Source organism: Pseudomonas sp. HS-18 (assembly GCF_020401845.1).
Classification (GTDB): domain Bacteria; phylum Pseudomonadota; class Gammaproteobacteria; order Pseudomonadales; family Pseudomonadaceae; genus Pseudomonas; species Pseudomonas nitroreducens.
The window spans coordinates 4,716,043-4,733,779 of sequence record NZ_CP084413.1 but is presented as its reverse complement, the minus strand read 5'-3'; the positions used below and the strand labels follow the sequence as shown (position 1 = coordinate 4,733,779).

22 protein-coding genes are annotated in these 17,737 nt (G+C 64.8%); 11 read left to right on the top strand and 11 right to left on the bottom strand.

What is annotated here, in order from left to right; all coding sequences use genetic code 11:
- Positions 1-24 precede the first annotated feature (24 nt).
- Positions 25-957 (bottom strand): aspartyl/asparaginyl beta-hydroxylase domain-containing protein, encoded by a 933-nt coding sequence (locus LDJ84_RS22015; RefSeq protein ID WP_169889869.1) that lies wholly within the window; start codon positions 955-957, stop codon positions 25-27.
- Between the two features lie 161 nt (positions 958-1,118).
- On the opposite strand from LDJ84_RS22015, the gene LDJ84_RS22010 reads away from it, so the two are divergent.
- Positions 1,119-1,658 carry a DUF2058 domain-containing protein gene (locus LDJ84_RS22010; RefSeq protein WP_024766442.1) on the top strand — a complete coding sequence of 180 codons (540 nt, stop codon included), beginning with the start codon at positions 1,119-1,121 and terminating at the stop codon, positions 1,656-1,658.
- Positions 1,659-1,676: 18 nt separating this feature from the next.
- Here the strand turns inward: LDJ84_RS22010 and LDJ84_RS22005 are convergent, their stop codons facing one another.
- Both LDJ84_RS22005 and LDJ84_RS22000 read right to left on the bottom strand, forming a co-directional pair.
- Positions 1,677-1,955 (bottom strand): Rho-binding antiterminator, encoded by a 279-nt coding sequence (locus tag LDJ84_RS22005; RefSeq protein ID WP_226045402.1) that lies wholly within the window; start codon positions 1,953-1,955, stop codon positions 1,677-1,679.
- A gap of 11 nt (positions 1,956-1,966) precedes the next feature.
- Positions 1,967-2,188 (bottom strand): glutaredoxin family protein, encoded by a 222-nt coding sequence (locus tag LDJ84_RS22000; RefSeq protein ID WP_024766444.1) that lies wholly within the window; start codon positions 2,186-2,188, stop codon positions 1,967-1,969.
- 114 nt (positions 2,189-2,302) lie between these two features.
- Between LDJ84_RS22000 and LDJ84_RS21995 the strand changes: the two genes are divergently transcribed.
- Positions 2,303-2,872 (top strand): MarR family winged helix-turn-helix transcriptional regulator, encoded by a 570-nt coding sequence (locus tag LDJ84_RS21995; protein WP_024766445.1) that lies wholly within the window; start codon positions 2,303-2,305, stop codon positions 2,870-2,872.
- Between the two features lie 72 nt (positions 2,873-2,944).
- Here the strand turns inward: LDJ84_RS21995 and LDJ84_RS21990 are convergent, their stop codons facing one another.
- The 4 genes from LDJ84_RS21990 to LDJ84_RS21975 form a co-directional block, all read right to left on the bottom strand.
- Positions 2,945-4,234: an outer membrane protein transport protein gene (locus tag LDJ84_RS21990; protein WP_024766446.1), complete on the bottom strand. Its 1,290-nt coding sequence runs from the start codon at positions 4,232-4,234 to the stop codon at positions 2,945-2,947.
- 185 nt (positions 4,235-4,419) lie between these two features.
- Positions 4,420-4,899 (bottom strand): hypothetical protein, encoded by a 480-nt coding sequence (locus tag LDJ84_RS21985; RefSeq protein ID WP_024766447.1) that lies wholly within the window; start codon positions 4,897-4,899, stop codon positions 4,420-4,422.
- A gap of 182 nt (positions 4,900-5,081) precedes the next feature.
- Positions 5,082-5,735 (bottom strand): tetratricopeptide repeat protein, encoded by a 654-nt coding sequence (locus tag LDJ84_RS21980; RefSeq protein WP_024766448.1) that lies wholly within the window; start codon positions 5,733-5,735, stop codon positions 5,082-5,084.
- Between the two features lie 116 nt (positions 5,736-5,851).
- Entirely contained in the window at positions 5,852-6,706 is an 855-nt protein-coding gene (locus LDJ84_RS21975) for a sulfurtransferase (protein WP_024766449.1), read from the bottom strand.
- An 80-nt stretch (positions 6,707-6,786) separates the two neighbouring features.
- Between LDJ84_RS21975 and LDJ84_RS21970 the strand changes: the two genes are divergently transcribed.
- The gene (locus LDJ84_RS21970; protein WP_024766450.1) at positions 6,787-7,581 is read left to right on the top strand and encodes a lysophospholipid acyltransferase family protein; all 795 of its coding nucleotides are present in this window, start codon (positions 6,787-6,789) and stop codon (positions 7,579-7,581) included.
- Between the two features lie 22 nt (positions 7,582-7,603).
- Here LDJ84_RS21970 and LDJ84_RS21965 read toward each other — a convergent pair whose 3' ends face one another.
- A complete protein-coding gene (locus tag LDJ84_RS21965) occupies positions 7,604-8,665 on the bottom strand; it encodes an SMP-30/gluconolactonase/LRE family protein (RefSeq protein WP_226045401.1) in 1,062 nt (353 codons plus the stop codon).
- Between the two features lie 133 nt (positions 8,666-8,798).
- Here LDJ84_RS21965 and rnd point away from each other — a divergent pair, with 133 nt between their 5' ends.
- The 3 genes from rnd to LDJ84_RS21950 all read left to right on the top strand — a co-directional run bounded on the left by rnd (position 8,799) and on the right by LDJ84_RS21950 (position 11,447).
- Positions 8,799-9,938, top strand: coding sequence for a ribonuclease D (rnd, locus tag LDJ84_RS21960; RefSeq protein ID WP_037007563.1), 1,140 nt, complete (start codon positions 8,799-8,801; stop codon positions 9,936-9,938).
- Positions 9,939-9,971: 33 nt separating this feature from the next.
- Entirely contained in the window at positions 9,972-10,265 is a 294-nt protein-coding gene (locus LDJ84_RS21955; protein WP_169889857.1) for a YcgL domain-containing protein, read from the top strand.
- 249 nt (positions 10,266-10,514) lie between these two features.
- Complete coding sequence (locus LDJ84_RS21950) at positions 10,515-11,447, top strand: D-2-hydroxyacid dehydrogenase (protein WP_024766454.1); 933 nt, start codon at positions 10,515-10,517, stop codon at positions 11,445-11,447.
- An 87-nt stretch (positions 11,448-11,534) separates the two neighbouring features.
- Here LDJ84_RS21950 and LDJ84_RS21945 read toward each other — a convergent pair whose 3' ends face one another.
- Entirely contained in the window at positions 11,535-12,128 is a 594-nt protein-coding gene (locus LDJ84_RS21945; RefSeq protein ID WP_024766455.1) for a nitroreductase family protein, read from the bottom strand.
- 258 nt (positions 12,129-12,386) lie between these two features.
- Here LDJ84_RS21945 and LDJ84_RS21940 point away from each other — a divergent pair, with 258 nt between their 5' ends.
- Positions 12,387-12,836, top strand: coding sequence for a YcgN family cysteine cluster protein (locus LDJ84_RS21940; protein WP_024766456.1), 450 nt, complete (start codon positions 12,387-12,389; stop codon positions 12,834-12,836).
- 1 nt (position 12,837) lies between these two features.
- Here the strand turns inward: LDJ84_RS21940 and LDJ84_RS30740 are convergent, their stop codons facing one another.
- Together LDJ84_RS30740 and LDJ84_RS21930 are read right to left on the bottom strand one after the other, a co-directional pair.
- Complete coding sequence (locus LDJ84_RS30740; protein WP_024766457.1) at positions 12,838-13,185, bottom strand: CPCC family cysteine-rich protein; 348 nt, start codon at positions 13,183-13,185, stop codon at positions 12,838-12,840.
- Positions 13,185-15,245, bottom strand: coding sequence for a S9 family peptidase (locus tag LDJ84_RS21930; RefSeq protein ID WP_226045400.1), 2,061 nt, complete (start codon positions 15,243-15,245; stop codon positions 13,185-13,187). Before LDJ84_RS21930 ends, LDJ84_RS30740 begins: the two co-directional genes overlap by 1 nt.
- A 98-nt stretch (positions 15,246-15,343) precedes the next feature.
- On the opposite strand from LDJ84_RS21930, the gene LDJ84_RS21925 reads away from it, so the two are divergent.
- The 4 genes from LDJ84_RS21925 (at position 15,344) to LDJ84_RS21910 (ending at position 17,717) form a co-directional block, all read left to right on the top strand.
- Positions 15,344-15,814 (top strand): hypothetical protein, encoded by a 471-nt coding sequence (locus LDJ84_RS21925; RefSeq protein WP_024766459.1) that lies wholly within the window; start codon positions 15,344-15,346, stop codon positions 15,812-15,814.
- A gap of 64 nt (positions 15,815-15,878) precedes the next feature.
- Complete coding sequence (locus LDJ84_RS21920) at positions 15,879-16,325, top strand: HIT family protein (RefSeq protein ID WP_024766460.1); 447 nt, start codon at positions 15,879-15,881, stop codon at positions 16,323-16,325.
- A 3-nt stretch (positions 16,326-16,328) separates the two neighbouring features.
- Positions 16,329-17,102 carry a class II glutamine amidotransferase gene (locus tag LDJ84_RS21915; protein WP_024766461.1) on the top strand — a complete coding sequence of 258 codons (774 nt, stop codon included), beginning with the start codon at positions 16,329-16,331 and terminating at the stop codon, positions 17,100-17,102.
- Between the two features lie 90 nt (positions 17,103-17,192).
- The gene (locus LDJ84_RS21910) at positions 17,193-17,717 is read left to right on the top strand and encodes a DUF2937 family protein (protein WP_024766462.1); all 525 of its coding nucleotides are present in this window, start codon (positions 17,193-17,195) and stop codon (positions 17,715-17,717) included.
- Positions 17,718-17,737: the final 20 nt, after the last annotated feature.

Here is a 17,737-nt window from a genome sequence, read left to right as displayed (position 1 = left end):
CTGTTGGCGCGTGGTGTCTGCTCGTCAGCCGAACAGCCAGCGCAGGATCAGCACCAGCAGCACCACTGCCAGTACCGGGCGGCCAATACGGTAGGCCCTGGGATAGGCGCGCTTGAACACCTTCACCTTGCTGCCCACGGCGTCGCCGAGGCGAATCAGTACCGAGTAGGCCTGGTTGATCCCGCCGACGCGCTCGCCCTCGACGTTCTGCGGCGCCGTGGCGCGGCCGAGGAAGGCACTGACGCGGCGGTTGACGCGGGTCAGCAGCGGCGACTTGAGCGGTCGCTCGATGTCGCAGAAAAGGATCAGGCGCGACTCGTCCGTCTCGTTCTTCACCCAGTGAACGAAGGTCTCGTCGAACATCACGTCCTGGCCATCGCGCCAGGCGTAGGGCTGCCCGTCGACGAAGATGCGGCAGTCGTCGGAGTTCGGTGTGGCCAGGCCCAAGTGATAGCGCAGCGATCCGCCGTAGGGGTCGCGGTGCTTGTTCAGGTGGCTGCGTGGCGGCAGGCGGGTGAACATCGCACCCTTGACGTTGGGGATGCTGCTCACCAGTTCCACGGTCTTCGGGCACAGCTGCTGCGCCGAGGGCAGGGGGCCGTCGTACCAGGTCAGATAGAAGCGGGTCCAGCCCTTCTTGAAGAAGGAGCCGAAACCGGCTTCGTTGTTGTTCAGGGCGTCGCGGATGTAGCCCTCATCGAAGAGTTTCTCGGCTTCCTCGCGGATCGTCTGCCAGTTGTCGCGCAGCTTGTCGAGCTCGGGGAAGCGCTCGCGGTCCAGGTACGGCTTGGACGGTACGCTGGAGTTCAGGTACATCAGCGAGTTGTAGGGGGCGAACCACGCCGAGTGGTTCACCACCTGGCGGAGGAAGGGCAGGCGCACCTTGCCGCGCAGGTGCACGTAGAGAATGGCGATGAGGAAAATGGCCAGTATCGCGAGAACGATGAGCTTCAGCATGGAGGTAACGAGTCCGCTCCAGATGAGTGAATTCGAGCCAGGCACTTGCGCTGCGCTGGCACAGGCCCGAGGATTATACCCCCTGAGGACAGTCCCGCAGCACCCATGCGTTGGTCTGGGAGTTGTCCTGCATCAATTGGGCTGTTGGAGAGCCTTGATTCATGAGCATGTCATTGCGTGATCAGTTGCTGAAAGCCGGGCTGGTCAACGAGAAGCAGGCCAAGCAGGCCGGCAAGCAGAAGCAGAAACAGCAGCGCCTGGAGCACAAGAACCAGGTGGCCAAGGACGACAGTCAGCGTCAGGCTGCCCTGCAGGCCCAGGCCGAGAAGCAGGCTCGCGACGCCGAACTGAACCGCCAGCAGCAGGAAAAGGCCGAGAAGAAGGCCAAGGCCGCGCAGATCAAGCAACTGATCGAGGGCACGCGCCTGCCCAAGCTGGAGTCGGACGACTACTACAACTTCGTCGACAACAAGAAGGTCAAGCGCATCGCGGTCAACGACCTGATCCGCGATAAGCTCAGTCGCGGCAGCCTGGCCATCGTCAGCTACGACGGCCGCTACGAGATCGTCCCGCGTGATGCCGCACTGCGCATCCAGGAACGCGACGAGCGCCGTATCATCCTGCTCAGCGAGCCCAGCGGCGAACCGGACGAGGACGATCCGTACAAGGATTACGTGGTGCCCGACGATCTCATGTGGTGAGGTTGCGGTGGTCCGGTTTCAGGCGGGGCCCAGCTGCACCCTGCCGAACTGCGCCGTCGCCGACAGCGGCGTGATGGCGCTTAGGCGGTCCAGCCGGAGCTCCCGGCTGGCGTCGTCCACTCGTACTTCGAGATATTCCTCCAGCGGTCCGTCTTCGGTTCGCTGAGTGCGCGTGGTGAAGGCCTGGGCATCGAACGCCAGGCCGTCACGCAACTCGATACGCAGCCAGTAGCGGTAGAGGCAGGCGATTTCCAGGTAGTCATGGAGATCGCAATGCAACGGCTGGTAGTCGCTCATCTCGCCAAGCCTTATTTCAGGTCAGCCAATGCCGCGCCGAAGTTCAGGTGCAGCACCTGCCCATCGACCACCAGCGCCGGTACGGATTTCACCCCGGCGGCCTCGGCTTCGGCCACACGCGGCTGCTCGCCCAGGTGCACCACTTCGACTTCGCGGTTCAGCAGCGGCAGCAGTGCCCGCTCTGCTTCGATGCAGACAGGGCAACCGGCATGATAGTAAACGGCTTTGTTCATGTTCCTTCTCCTGATCAATTATGTATCGATTCGATACCTTTTCAGTCTGCGAGCGAGATGGGCCTTCTGTCAAACTGGTTTTTGATCGATACTATCTATCGGGAGGATTAGCCCATGACCGATACGACCCTGTACGACTACCTCGAACGCATTGCCAGCCTGATGCGCGCCTGGGCTCGTGAGCAGCCGCTGATGGCGGATCTGCAGCCGATCCAATTGAGCGCGCTCAATTACCTGGCGCGCTGCAACCGCTATTCGAATACGCCGCTGGGGGTGACGGATTTCCTCGGGCTGACCAAGGGCACGGTCTCCCAGTCGCTCAAGGCATTGGAGGCCAAGGGGCTGATCGAGAAACGCCCGGATGCCCAGGACCGCCGTAGCGTGCACCTCGAGCTGACTCGGGAGGGCAGGGGGCTGATCGATGCACTGGTGCCGCCGGATTTCCTGCGTCGCGCAGAGGAAGCGCTGGGGGAGCGTAGCGAACTGCTGGTCTCGCTGTTGCGGGAATTACTGGCAACCGTGCAGCGTCAGGAAGACGTGCCGGGCTTCGGTCTTTGCCGTACTTGCCGCTTCCACCAGAAACTGGACGGCGGTGGATTGTGCGGTCTGACCGGGGAGCGGCTGGAGAGCGGCGAGGGCGAGCAGATCTGCCGCGAGCATGCCGAGCCCGATCAAGTGGCCTGATGTCCACTGAGCCGATTCGCGGGCAAGAAAAAGCCGGGCATGAGCCCGGCTTTTCGTTACGCCGCGGCGCTATCAGAAGCGATAGGTCATCTGCGCGGTCAGGCCGTGGGCGCTGTTGTCATACTTGGCGCTGTAGGCCGGCTGCAGTTGCAGGCCTGCCAGTTCCTGGCCGTCCGGCTGGTTTACGCCGGCGGTGGATTCCCACAGGTAGGCGTAGGCGACATCGATGGTCATGTCGGCATTGGGCGAGTAACCGGCGCCCAGGGTGAAGATCTTGCGATCGCCCACCGGGATGCGCACGTTGCGGTGCTCGTTGGTGGTCGGCGACGGATCGTAGGCGAAGCCGGTACGCAGCACCCACTGGTCGTTCCACTGATAGGAGGTACCGATGGCGGCCGACCAGGTGTCGTGCCAGCTCAGGTCTTCGCCGATGGTGTCGAAGGAAGAGATCGGGGCGCCGGTGTTCTGCACTTCGATGGACTTCAGACGGCTCCAGCGCGTCCAGGTGGTGCCACCGTAGACAGTCCAACGGTCATCCAGCTTCTGGGTGAGGGACAGGTCCAGGGACTCGGGCAGGGTGATGTCCAGGCTGGCATCCATGCGCGAATCGAACAGGCCGGCCGGCGAGTTGGAGACGGTGGTGTGGCCCTTGAGCTCGTACTTCACCTTGGAGTGGTAGGTGGCGCCGATGGAGGTGCTCTCGGTCGGGGTGACCAGTACGCCGACGTTGAAGCCGGCGGCGGTGTCGTCGCCCTTGATGCTGATCTTGGTGTCGTCGCCGTTACCGCCCAGGGCGCCGTTCAGCGCGCCGGTGTTCAGGTAGTTTTCCAGCTTGCCGTCGATGCGGTTGATGGTCGGGCCGAAGCCGACGGATACCACGTCGTTGAACTTGTAGCTGATGGTCGGCTGGACGGTGATGACCTGGACCTTGCTGTAGGAACCGTGGGAGCGGCCCTGGAAGCCACTTTCGTAGTCGTTGATGATGCCGTACGGCACATAGATGCCGAGGCCGACGCTGACCTTGTCATCCAGCGGAGTGGCGAAGTAGCCGAAGGGCACGGCGGCCAGAGGGACGGAGTCGCCCTTGTTGGAGCCGGAGGCAGTGCTGTGTGCGTCACTGATGTCGTCCTTGGCGGAAACAACGGCGAGACCGCCGCTGACTTCAGTACGCTTGAGCTTGGACAGGCCGGCCGGGTTGCCGTAGATGGTGCTGGCGTCCAATGCCGAAGAAGCACGGCCCGCGTAAGCGGTGCCGGCGCCGCTGGCGCTCTGCTCGTTGATGGCGATGCCGTTGGCCAGGGCCTGGGCAGAGGCAGCGCTAATGGTCAGGGCTAGGGTGGTCTTGAGCCATGTTGTTTTCATTGTAAGAGCAACTCCTGTGTTTATCGGCGCGCAAGCTACCAAGATTCCCGGGTCTTGGGTAGTGGTTGGCAGGCGCTCTACCTTGGGCTTCAGGGCTCAAACGAGCGTTCCATCTGAATGATGTCCGTTCGTCGCTGTATGTAAATAATTTCTGACCGATCGGTCACGCTTCGGGTACGGAAGTACTAGGCGACTCGACTTAAATTGCCGACATAGCTGTGCCAGGCGTCGACGAAGTCGTGGAGGCGCCCGTGAGGGTGGAACACCTGGCGCCAGATGCGGGCCAGTTCCATGGGGTCGTCCGCCAGTGGCAGGGACAGGTGTTCCGCCTCGACCAGCATCCAGGCAATGGCCGTGCTGTAACGCAGGTTGACCGTCAGTTCGAGATGCGGTGCGTCGAGGAAAGCATGCTGGCTGGCCAGCCCCCGGACGCGGCTGGCCAGCTCGGGGTCCAGCGCCAGGAATCCATCCCAGAGCGTCTGGTGCCGCTGCTCACCGATGCGATACAACCCGTGGCCATGGCTGTCATCGAGGGCGCTCCCCAGCGCCGACTGACAGGCTGCTGCCCCCAGCAGCAGCGATTCGGCCGCGATACTGTGGCGCCCCAGGTAGTGCAGGGTGGGGCGGATCACATACTGGCAGAGATCGTTCGCGGCGATTCCCATGACATCCTCGTCATCAATGACCGGCGGGGCTGGGCGTCTTGGCAGCTTCTGATGATTATCCTCGGCCCCGCCGGAAGCGGACTTAGCCGCTCGAATTGAAGTGTAGTGCGATGAATGTGATGTAAAGGACTGTTTTTAAATTGTTTAGTCGGCGCCGCTTTGCTTCATATTCCTTCTGGCGATTAGATGCTCGGCGGTAACTCCGGCATCGCAGCGAGCTTTTCCGCTGCCTCTTCGTGGCCCTGTTCCGCCGCCTTCTGGTACCAGGAGCGCGCCTGCGCCGGGTTCTTCGCCACGCCGCGGCCCTTGGCGTAGCTCTCCGCTACCTGGAACTCGGCGTCCACATCCCCTTGCTCGGCCGACTGCAGGTAGAGGGCGAAAGCCTTCTTGTAGCTGCGGGTCACGCCGGTGCCGTTCTCGTACATGATTGCCAGGTTGAACTGGGCGTCCTTGTCGCCCTGGTCGACGGCTTTCTGATACCAGTACACCGCCTTGGCCGAGTCCTGCTCGACGCCGTCGCCGTTGTCGTAGGCGTTACCCAGGTTGTACTGGGCACAGGCATGGCCCTGCCTGGCGGCCTTTTCGTACCAGTAGGCGGCCTTCTCGTAGTCCTGGTCGTACTCGTCGCTACCGGAGTCGTATTCCAGGCCGAGCGTGTACTGCGCACTGGCGTGGCCAGCCTTGGCGGCTTTCACCAGGTCGTCGCCATAGAGGTCGGACCACTGGTCCTGGATTTCACAGGGGGTGGCTTCGAGCTCGGTGGCGTAGGCCGGGGCAGTGCTGCACAGGCCAAGCAGCAGGCTGGCGAGCAGGGTCTGGTGGATGCGCGAGGGCATGGGGATCACTCCTTTGAAGATTGGGCACGAGTCTGACGGATGCCCTTACACCTATCCATGAGAACGGAAGACGCTGGTGTGACGCGTCTTCCGCTTTTATTGCCGGAAGTGGGCAATCAGTCGCCTGTGGCCACCGGGCGCCGCGCATCGGTGATCCATTCACTCCAGGAGCCCGCATACAAGCGGCCCAACGGGTAGCCAGCCAGGCTCAGGGCGAAGAGGTTGTGGCAGGCGGTGACGCCGGAGCCGCAGTAGGCCACCAGATCCTCGGCCGGGCGGCCGCGCAGCAGCCCGGCGAAGCGCTGGTGCAGGTGCTCGGGGCGCAGGAAACGGCCGTCATTGCCCAGGTTGTCGGTGAAGGCCGCGCACTGGGCGCCGGGAATGTGCCCGGCCACCGGATCGATGGGCTCCACCTCGCCACGGAAGCGCGGCAGGCCACGGGCGTCGATCAGCGGCAGCTCGGCGTCGCCGAGTTTGCTGGCCAGTTCGCTGGCACTGATCAACAGGCTGTTGTCCGGCTGGCCCTTGAAGTCGCCGGGTCGCACCGGCGTTTCGGCGGTAGTCAGGCGCTGGCCGGCGTTGCGCCAGGCACTCAGGCCGCCATCGAGCAGATAGACGCCCTCGCTCTTGCCCAGCCACAGCAATAGCCACCAGGCGCGGGCGGCGAAGGCGCCGGGGCCATCGTCATACAGCACCACTTCGCTGTCGGCATTCAGCCCCCAGCCACGCAGCTTCTCCAGCAGGTGCTGCGGGTCAGGCAACGGATGGCGGCCCGTTACACCCGGCCGCACCGGGGCGGAGAGATCGCGGTTGAGATCGGCGAAATGCGCGCCGGGAATATGATTCTCCTGGTAGCTGCGTGCGCCGTAGGCCGGGTCTTCGAGGGCGAAGCGGCAGTCGAGGAGGACGAGGTTCGGGTCATCGAGGCGGGCGGCCAGTTGCTCGGGCGTGAGCAGGCGGGCTTGGGTCATGGGCGCGTTCCTGTGTCGTGACGGGGCCGAAACGCATCATAAGGCTTGTATGAAGAAAAGTTGGTGGGGAGTTGGCGAACATGCTCAACCTGCAATCGGCGCCGCGCAAGGCCGGCCCGCTGCGAGTCGCCCTGGTGGGCCTGGCGACCGTTCTGATCACCCTGGGCTACAGCGTCCGGGTCCTGCTGCTGGGGGCCATCGGCCGGCTTCGCCGCGCCAAGGTCGACGGCTTCACACGCGACTGGTCCGCCAGCCTGTTGAGCCTGACCGGTGCACGCCTGAGCCGCCACGGTGAGGTACCGGACTTCGGCGATGGCCGTCGTTACATGATCCTCTGCACCCATTCCAGCTTCTACGACATCCCGGCGATCTTCGTGACCATGCCCGGTTCGATCCGCATGCTGGCCAAGCGTGAGCTGTTTGCCGTGCCGGTATGGGGCGCGGCCATGCGGGCGGCGGAGTTTCCCTCCATCGACCGGCACAACCGCCACCAGGCCGTGGCGGACCTCGCCAGGGCGCGCGCGATGATGGAGAGCGGTATCGTTCTCTGGGCTGCGCCGGAGGGCACGCGTTCCAAGGATGGCAAGCTGCAGCCATTCAAGAAAGGCTGCTTCCGCCTGGCGCAGCAGACCGACGCGATCATTGTTCCGGTGGCGATTCGCGGCATTCAGCAATTGCTCCCGGCTGGCGGCCTGAAGCTGAATCTTGGCATGCCGGTGGAAGTGCATGTCGGCGCACCGATCGACTCCACCCGGTTCACCGAGCATGGCGTCGATGCGCTGATGAGCGAGGTGCGCGAGCGAATGCTGGAGTTGCTGGAGCCCTCCACCGTGCCCGTACCGGCGCCTGCCCTTAAGGAGCAGACGCCGGCCTGAGGCGTCAGTGAGTCTGGAGCCTTCAGCGGATGGGCAGCCGTCCGATACGATCGTTCTCCAGGCTGCCCAGGTACAGCACACCGTTCACCGGCTTGGCCGAGGTCACCATGCGCAGGTGCTGGCCGCTGGTGTCATGCAGGCTGCGCAGGATCTCGCCCTTCTCGTTCACCTGGATCACCAGGCCATAGGGCACCGGCTTGGGCAGGACCGCGCGCGGCAGCTTGGTGAGCTGGCGTTTCAGCCAGGGCATCTGCTGGATCACATCGGCGTCTGCCTTGCGCGGCGAGGGCAGTGCAACCCAGAAGGTGCCGCTGCGGTCGCTGGCGAGGTTGTCCGGCAGGCCCGGCAGGTTGTCGATGAACACGTCGTGTTGTCCGGCCTTTTCGCCCTTGAGCCAGTAACGCGTGATGCGGTAGCGGTAGGTCTCGTTGACCAGGACGAAGTCTTCGTGCTGCGACAGCGCCACGCCGTTGGCGAAGTACAGGTCCTTGAGCAGCGTTTCGGTCTTGCCGGTGGCCGGGTCGTAGCGCAGCAGGCGGCCATGGGGGCGGGCTTCGAGCAGGTCGAGGATGTAGTCGGGCTGATGGAAGCGGCTGGAGGCGTCGCTGAAATAGATGCGCCCGTCGCTGGCGATGTCCAGGTCATCGGTAAAGGCGAAGGGCACGCCGTCGGCCGAGTCGGTCAGTACGCGGATCTTGCCCTGCGGATCGATCTGAAGCAGGCCTTTCCAGGCATCGGCGACGATCAGGTTTCCGGCCTGGTCGAATGCCAGCCCGAGCGGGCGTCCGCCGGTTTCGACGAAGGTTTGCGCCTTGCCGTCGGCGCCGATGCGCACGATGCGCCCGTCGTCCAGCCCGGCAAACACCTGGCCCCGGCTGTCCACGGCGGTGTCTTCGGGGCCGACGATCTGGCCCTGGGCAAGCAGTTCGGCCTTCATCAGCGTGTCGTTGGGTTCCATCACGCCGGTCATCGGCGGCGCCTTGGGCGGCGTCCAGGCCAGCGGATCGATGGGGCTGGGCGTGAAGGCCAGGTAAACGGCGAGGGCGGCGACCAGCAGGACGACCAACCCGAGAAGCTTCTTCATGTAAAGCTGCCTTATTGTTGTTGTGGGCGGGGCAAAGCGTAGAGACCGCTGGCCGATCGTCACACACCGATGGCCGAGTGGAATGCTCGCACATCATGCATCTCTATATACTGCGCGCACCGAAACGAAGGAGATGTTCGTGACCGCCCTCGATATACAGTGGATTCGCGACGATACCACCCTGGAACGCAAGTGCCAGGACTGGAAAGAACTGCCTTACCTCGCGCTCGATACCGAGTTCATGCGTGTCGATACCTTCTACCCGGAAGCCGGGCTGGTGCAGGTGGGTGACGGCAGCGGCGTGTGGCTGATCGACCCGCTGCTGATCCGCGACTGGTCGCCGTTTGCCGCGTTGCTCGAATCGCCGCTGGTGGTCAAGGTGTTCCATGCCTGCGGCGAAGACCTGGAAGTATTCCAGCGCCTGACCGGCAGCCTGCCGCAGCCGCTGTTCGATACCCAGTTGGCCGCCGCCTACCTGGGCATGCCGCACTCCATGGGCTACTCCAAACTGGTGCTGGAAATCCTCGGCCTCGACCTGCCCAAGGATGAAACCCGCTCCGACTGGTTGCAGCGCCCGTTGACCGACATGCAGGTGCGTTACGCCGCCGAGGACGTGCAGCACCTGGCCGAGGTCTACGTGAAACTGGCGCCGCGCCTGAGCGACGAGAAGTTGCAGTGGCTGCTGGCCGATGGTGCCGACCTCACTCAGAACCAGAGCCGCGTCAGCGATCCGCAGCAGGCTTACCTCGACGTCAAGCTGGCCTGGAAGCTCAATCCCCAGCAACTGGCCGTGCTGCGCGAACTGTGTGTCTGGCGCGAGGAGCAGGCGCGGTTGCGCAACAAGCCGCGCAACCATGTGCTGCGCGAGCATACCCTGTGGCCGCTGTCGCGCTTCCAGCCTGGCGACAAGGTTGCACTGGCACGCATCGATGACATGCACCCACGTACGGTGCGCCAGGACGGCGACACCCTGATTGCCTTGATCGCCCATGCAGCGAAGCTGCCAGAGGCAGAACGCCCGCAGCCCCTGCCCGAGCCGCTGCCGCGCGAGATCGCCCCGGTGCTGAAGAAGCTGCGCGAAGTCGGCCAGAAGGAAGCCGAGCGCCTGGACATGGCGCCCGAGCTGATGCTGCGCAAGAAGATTCTCGAGGCCCTGCTCAAGACCGGTTGGCCCAATGGCCCCTATCAACTGCCCGATTCGCTGCAAGGCTGGCGCCGCGAGCTGATGGGGCAGGCCCTGCTGGACAGCCTGGCTGCCCCGACTGCCGAATAACGCGGCCCACCCCATCACGCAGAAAGAACCGACATGAAACGCATCTGCTCCATCTACAAGAGTCCGCGCAAGAACGAGATGTACCTGTACGTCGACAAGCGCGAAGCCCTCAGCCGCGTTCCCGAGGCGCTGCTCGCGGCCTTTGGCGTGCCGAAGCACACCTTCGACCTGGTCCTGAGTCCCGAGCGCCAGCTGGCTCGCGAAGACATCAACGTGGTGCTGGAAAACATCGAGAAACAAGGTTTCCACCTGCAGATGCCACCGGCCGAAGACGAGTACATCGAGCACCTGCCCGAAGAGCTGCTGCGGCGAAACGATCCAGTCTGATCCCGACTGGCTCGTCACTGCGCTCAGGCCGCGGATTTGCCCAGTGCCGGCACTGTGCAAGTTCGCGGCTTGAGCGCATTATGCGCGGAGAATAGGGTTCAACGGAGCGGAACGCTTGGTCTTTGGCTGTGTCTATAGCCGCCTGACTTCCCTAGAACTGACCACGTTTTATCCCAGGGAAGCTCCCTTGAAGCGAGTCCAGATGCGCCAGCCGGAAATGCACCACCGCTCGAAGCGAAAGGCCTGACCATGCGCCTGCTCGTACTCGATCGCGAACACTCCCTCTACGCCGCCCTGCTGATGGCGGCCGAACCCCGGTTGACGGTGATCTCCGGCAACAATCCCGATGCCCTGGTGGAAGCGGCGGCGGAGTGCCCGGTTTGGCTCGGCGAGCCGACCCTGGCCGCGCAGCTGTTGCGCCATGGCGTGCACCCGGTGTGGATCCAGTCCAGCTGGGCGGGCATCACCCCGCTGCTGGCCGACGACTTGCCCAAGGACTACGCGCTGACCCGCGCCGTCGGCATCTTCGGCCAGGTCATGACCGAATACCTGCTCACCTACATGCTTGCCCACGAGCGCCAGTTCCTTGGTCGCCTGGCCAGCCAGGTCGGCGTGCAGTGGGACGACCGCTCGCCGGGCAGCCTGAGCGGCCGGCAGATCCTCATCGTCGGCACGGGCGAGATCGGCCAGGCCGTAGCGCACATGCTCGCGCCGTTCGGCGTCGAACTGGTCGGCGTGGCGAAGAACCCGCGCGCGCTGGTGCCCTTTGGCCGCATGGGCGGGCTGGATGACCTGCCGCGTCTGGCCGAGACCGCCGACTACGTGATCAACCTGTTGCCCGATACGCCGGAAACCGCCGATATCTACAACCTGGCGCTGTTCCAGCGGATGAAGCCCACCGCGCTGTTCCTCAACGCCGGGCGCGGCACTTCGGTGGTGGACGAGGACCTTGTCGCGGCGCTGGAAGCCAACCAACTGGCCGGCGCAGTGATCGATGTCTGCCGCCAGGAACCGTTGCCGACGTCGCACCCGTTCTGGCACACGCCGCGCCTGTTGCTGACTGGCCATACGGCGGCGCCGACCCTACCGGGCCTGCTCATCGAGCTGTTCCGCGACAACCTGACCCGCTTCTGGGCGGGACAGGCCATGCGTGGCGAGGTGGATTTCTCCCGCGGTTACTGATCGCTGTCGCACCGATTACATAAAAAAGGCCCCGATCGGGGCCTTTTCTTTTGTTCTGCTGTAGGGCGGAAAGTCCGGCGCTGGGCGTCAGAGCGAGAAATCGCCCTCGGCCACGATCTCCGCCAGCGGGCGGCGAGCATTGGGCACTTCGCGGGCCTGCAGGCTCTCGGAGAGGATCGACTTGTCGCCGAGCTTGCCGATGGCGATCACTGCGTGGATCTCATGATCCGCCGGGACTTTCAATTCGGTGCGCGCCAGCTCGCGGTCGAAGCCGGCCATGCCGTGGGTGTGCCAGCCAGCCAGGCTCGCCTGCAGGGCGAGGAAGCCCCAGGCGGAGCCGGTGTCGAAGCTGTGCCACAGGGCCGGTTTTTCTTCGCTGGAGCCGGGCGGAGCGAAGGTGGTCTTGGACAGAACGACGACCAGCGCCGAGGCGTGCTGCGCCCAGCCACGATTGAACTCGCCCAGCAGGTTCAGGTAGCGCTGCCAGTTCGGCGTGTCGCGCCGGGCGAAGAGGAAGCGCCAGGGCTGCGAGTTGAAGGAAGACGGTGCCCAGCGCGCGGCCTCGATGAAGCTCAGCAGGGTCTCCTGGGGAATGGCTTCGCCGTTGAAGGCGCGGGGCGACCAGCGATTGATGAACTGCGGGTCGATGGGGTGCTCGGAAACGCGAGGGTTGGCGCTCATGGTGGCTCCTTGAAGGGCGTGGAATCTGCCGATGGTGCCGTGGTCGGCCGGGCATCGCGGTGGGATCGGGCGGCGCGGCTGCGGGAAGCGGCTGGCGAGTCCTGCCTGATGTGTCGGCGGACCGGGCCCGTGGGGCGATCAAACTAACCAGCACGGCCCACTCTGGCAAGTCTCGCGCGGTCAATGGTCGCCTGCGCTTGGCCTGCGAGCGCGGCGGGCTTAGACTTTGCGCCCCGTGAAATTGCCCCTGTACAAAAAATGGCCGCCAAAGTAGAGCCCTTCTGGAAACGCAAGACCCTTGACCAGCTCGACCAGGAAGAGTGGGAGTCGCTGTGCGACGGCTGCGGCCTGTGCTGCCTGCAGAAACTGGAGGACGAGGACGACGGCACCGTCTACTACACGCGCATCGCCTGCAAGCTGCTGGACCTGAAGACCTGCCGCTGCACCGACTACGCCAATCGCCGTGCCAGCGTGCCCGACTGCATCCAGCTCACCCCGGCCCAGGCTGATGAGTTCCAGTGGCTGCCGCCGACCTGCGGCTACCGCCTGGTGGCCGAGGGCAAGGACCTGCCGCTGTGGCACCACCTTGTCTGCGGTGATCCGGAGGCGGTGCACCATGAGCGCATCTCGCAGTCCGGCCGCATGCTTGCGGAGGGTTCGGTGCCCGAGGACGACTGGGAAGAACACCTGATCTTCCGCGCCGGCTGAGTCAGCCCGGCGTGGGTGTGCGCAACCAGTAGCAGGCTTCCTCACCGGTCAGTGGAGCCTCGCCATCCGGCAGGTCCACGCGCTTTTCCCAGAGCGGAAACCAGCGCTCGTCCTTCTCGTCGTCGATGGTCGCCGGGCGCACCTGCGCGCGGAAGCGCCGCTCGCATGCGCCCCATTGCACGAAGTTGACCTGCGCCTCGATCAGGCTGACGGCATTGGCGCCGCCGCGTGCGTCGGGGAAGCAGAGTTGCAGGTGATCGTCTTCCCAGAAGCAGATCTCGCAGATTTCGTACGACCCAGGAGGGTCGCCGAAACTGAAGTAGCCGCAGCACGGGCAGGTGTAGAGCATCAGGCGTTGCCTTCGATGCCCAGCACCTTGAACAGGAAGGCGTATTCCAGCGCTACGTCCTTCAGGCCCTGATAGCGTCCGCTCATGCCGCCGTGGCCGGCGCCCAGGTCGGTCTTGAGGAGCAGCAGGCGGTCGTCGGTCTTGCTGACGCGCAGCTTGGCTACCCACTTGGCGGCTTCCCAGTACTGCACGCGGCTGTCGTTGTAGCCGGCCACCACCAGCAGGGCGGGGTAGTCCTGGGCGCTGACGTTCTCGTAGGGCGCGTAGGCCTTGATCCGTGCGTAGACCTCCGGCTCCTGCGGGTTGCCCCATTCGTCGTACTCGGTGACGGTCAGCGGCAGGTCGGGGTTGAGCATGCTGTTGAGCACATCGACGAAGGGCACTTCGGCGATGGCCGCGGCGAACAGCTGTGGGCGCTGGTTGAGTACCGCGCCGATCAGCAGGCCGCCGGCACTGCCGCCGCTGATGGCCAGTTGCGCTGGGGTGCTGTAGCCGTGGTCCAGCAGATGTTCGGCGCAGGCGATGAAGTCGCTGAAGGTGTTCTGCTTGTGCGCCAGCTTGCCGGCGCGGTACCAGGCTTCGCCCAGCTCGCCGCCGCCGCGAACGTGGGCGATGGCGAAGACGAAGCCACGCTCCAGCAGGCTCAGGCGGGCGTGGGAGAACCAGGGGTCGAGGCTCTCGCCATAGGCGCCGTAGCCATAGAGATAGAGCGGGGCGGGCTTGCTGCGGGCGACGTCTTCCAGCACGTCGCGGCGGCCGACCAGGCTGATCGGCACCTGTACGCCGTCAGCGGCATCGGCCCAGAGGCGGCGGCTTTCGTAGGCGTCGGCATCGAACGGGCCTTCTACCGGCGTTTCCTTCAGAACCTTTTGTTCTCCGCTTGAAAGATTCAACTGACGGATCTGCGCCGGTCGGTTGAGGGCCTCGTAGCGCAGGCGGATCGTGGCGCTGTCGAACTCCAGGCTGTCCTGCACGTACAGGTTATAGGCGGCGTCCGGCAGGTCCACCCGGTGCGCCGGTTGTCCATGGGGATGGACTTCGACGATCGGCAGGCCGCCTTCGCGCAGGCTCAGGGTGAGTGCGCTGGCGTTCAGGGTGAGGCCTTCCAGCATCACGTCGTCACGGTGCGCCACCAGCTCCTGCCAGTGGGCGCGGGTGGGTTGCGTCTCGCTGGCGTGGTAGAGGGCGAAGTTGATGCCGGCCTGGTTGCTGCGGATCATCCAGGCCCAGTCGCCGTTCAGGCGACCGTGGTCCGGGTAGTACTCGTGGTCTTCCTCCCGTGGTGCCAGGCAGACGAACTCGCCCTCGGGCGTATTGGCATCCAGTACCCAGGCTTCACTGGTGGTCTTGCTGTTGAGCAGCAGGATCAGCTGGCGTTCGGAACTGGCGCGGTAGCAGTTGAGGAAGAAGCGCCCGTCGGGCTCCTCGAAGATCAGCTGCGCGCCGCTCTCGCCCAGGCTGTGGCGGTAGAGCTTGTGCGGGCGGTGGGTGTCGTCCAGCTCACCGAAGAACAGGGTGCGGTTGTCGTTGGCCCAGGTCAGGCTGCCATCGCAGTCCTCGAAGGGCAGGGTGGTGACGCTGCCGTCAGCCAGTTCCTTCACGTACAGGGTGTAGATCTCGTCGCCGCTGGTATCCAGGCTGTAGGCCAGCTTCGAATGATCGGGGCTGATGCTGAAGGCGCCCACGGACAGGAAGCCATCGCCGGCCAGGGCGTTGGGGTCCAGCAGCAGCTCTTCGGCGCTCGCGTCGACGGTGAGCGAGCCGTCGGCCGGGCGGGGGCTGCGGTAGTGGCGCGGGTACTCGTCGCCGGCAGTGGTGCGCTGGTAGTAGAGCCAGGGGCCCCAGGGCGTGGGCAGCGACAGGTCGGTTTCGCGGATGCGGCCCTTGATCTCCTGGAACAGGGTTTCGCGCAGTTTCGTCTGAGGAAGAAGCTGATCTTCCAGGTAGGCATTTTCTGCTTTCAGGTAGTCGAGGACGTCCTCGGCGTCACGGTTTTCCAGCCAGGCATACGGATCGGCGGCGGCTTCGCGGCGGGCGATGGGGGGCTGGCGGTCGGTCATGGTGGCTCCTCGGGACGGCATGGGGGACGCCCGGATGCGCACCCATGGGGAAAAGCGGCTATCATACGCACCCCTCTGTCGACACCGCACGCACGCGCATGAACGAACACGATTACACGCTTGCCTGGGGCGCCTATATCGCCGCCGGCCTTGGCCTGACCCTGGTCTGGTTCCTGATGACCGGCTGGATGTGGCGCTGGCTGCGCGAGCCGCTGCGGGTGATCGTCATCGTCCTGCTGTTCACCCCGACCCCGGTGGACCCGGCGAACAACCTGTACGCTCCGGCTATCGCGATCACCGCGCTGGACGTGGTGTTCAAGGTTGGCAACAACGCCTGGCGCGCCGTCTCCGACCTTGCCCTGGTGCTGCTGGCGGCATTCGGTGTGTACCTGCTGTTCGTGCTCATCCGCTGGCCGCTGGAACGCTCGCTGAAGAAGCGCCGCCAGGAAAAGGTCGACGAAGACGAGCCGACCCTGCGCCAGCTGATGCAACCGCAGCTGATGCCCGACGTTGACAGCCGCACCGACGATCACGGCGAGCGCCGCATGCGGATCGAACCGCGCCTGTAGTCCGGCCTTGCGTACTGCCCCGCACGCGTCCAGCATGAACTGAACGGCCTTTCGAGGAGTTCCCATGGACTGCGTGTTCTGCGCCATCGCGGCCGGTCGCGTGCCGGCCCGTACCCTCTACGAAGACGACCATTTCATCGTGCTGCTGGACATCTATCCGCTGCGCCCCGCGCACCTGCTGCTGGTCGCCCGCGAGCACGCGGCCTTCCTGCACCAGCTCTCCGAGGCTGCGCAGCAGGACCTGATCCCGTTGGCCGAACGCATGGAGCGGGTGCTGCGTCGCGCCGGCTACGGGCGAGTCGGCATCAACCTGCTGGTCAACGACGGCCCCGCGGCCAACCAGCACGTCGCACATTTTCATCTGCACCTTATCCCGCGTGAGTTGAACGACCTGCCAGCCCTGCTGCTGCGCGCGCTGACGCGGTTCCTGCCACTGGGGCGGAAAAGGATGCAGAATCGCCTGGAACGCGAGCTGCATCAGCTGCGCGAGGCACTGATGGAGGAGAACTGATTCATGTGCGAGTTGCTCGGCATGAGCGCCAACGTCCCGACGGACATCGTCTTCAGCTTCACCGGGCTGATGCAGCGCGGCGGCGGCACCGGCCCGCACCGTGACGGCTGGGGCATCGCCTTTTATGAGGGGCGCGGTGTGCGGCTGTTCCAGGACCCGTCCGCCAGCGTCGACTCGGAAGTCGCGCGGCTGGTGCAGCGCTACCCGATCAAGAGCGAAGCGGTGATCGGCCACATCCGCCAGGCCAACGTCGGCAAGGTCTGCCTGGCCAACACCCATCCGTTCGTGCGCGAGATGGGCGGCCGCTACTGGACCTTTGCCCACAACGGCCAGCTCGCCGACTTCCATCCCGAACCCGGTCTCTACCGCGCGGTGGGCGACACCGACAGCGAAGCGGCCTTCTGCGACCTGCTCAACCGCGTGCGGCGTGCCTTTCCCGAGCCCGTACCGGTGGAGGTGCTGCTGCCCACGCTGGTGACTGCCTGCGCGTCCTATCGCGAGAAGGGGGTGTTCAACTGCCTGCTCAGCGACGGTGACTGGCTGTTCACCTTCTGTTCCACCAAGCTGGCGTGGATCACCCGCCGTGCGCCCTTCGGGCCTGCGCGCCTGAAGGACGCCGATGTCACCGTGGACTTCCAGTCGGAAACCACACCCAACGACGTGGTCACGGTGATCGCCACCGAGCCGCTGACCGACAACGAGAACTGGACCCTGATGCAGGGCGGCGAGTGGATGCTCTGGTGGCGTGGCGAGATCGTCACCCAGGGGCGCATCTGAGCGGGACGTGAAGCATTCCCGGAACGTGAACGCGGCAAGCGGGAGAATCCCGCGTTGCCTTGCACATCATAAGAACGAAAGGGGGAAAGAATGCTGCGCAGCTATGTACGCATGGTGCTGTTCGCACTGGGTCTGATGGTCGCGGTCCAGATTCCGGGTTTCATCAAGGACTACGCGCAACGCGTCGATGCCCACCGCATCGAGGCAACGCAGGCGCTGCAAGGCTTCAAGGATACCTCGGGGCAGTTCTTCAAGGGCGACCTGAGCGCCCTGGTGGCGCATTACCGCGGCAGCGCCGACCCGGTATTCCAGCGCGACGCCGACAATATCGAGCGGTTGATGCGTCGCGCCCAGTTGTTCGACAACGAGTGGCAGGCGTTGCAGGGCACCTGGTACCAGCGCGCACTGCACATGCTCACCTCGCCGAATCACGAACTGCTGCAGGAAACCTACGAGAACTACCGCTACCAGGTGATGCTGGAGCCCGAGGCAATTGGCTGGGCGCTGGCCGGTGGTCTGTTGCTGGCATGGATCGCCGAGGTACTGATGGCCTCGGTGGCGGCGCTGGTCGGCCTGGGGGACAACCGGCGCGCTTCGCGGCGGCATTGGAACTGAGCGACATCACCTGGCGGCGG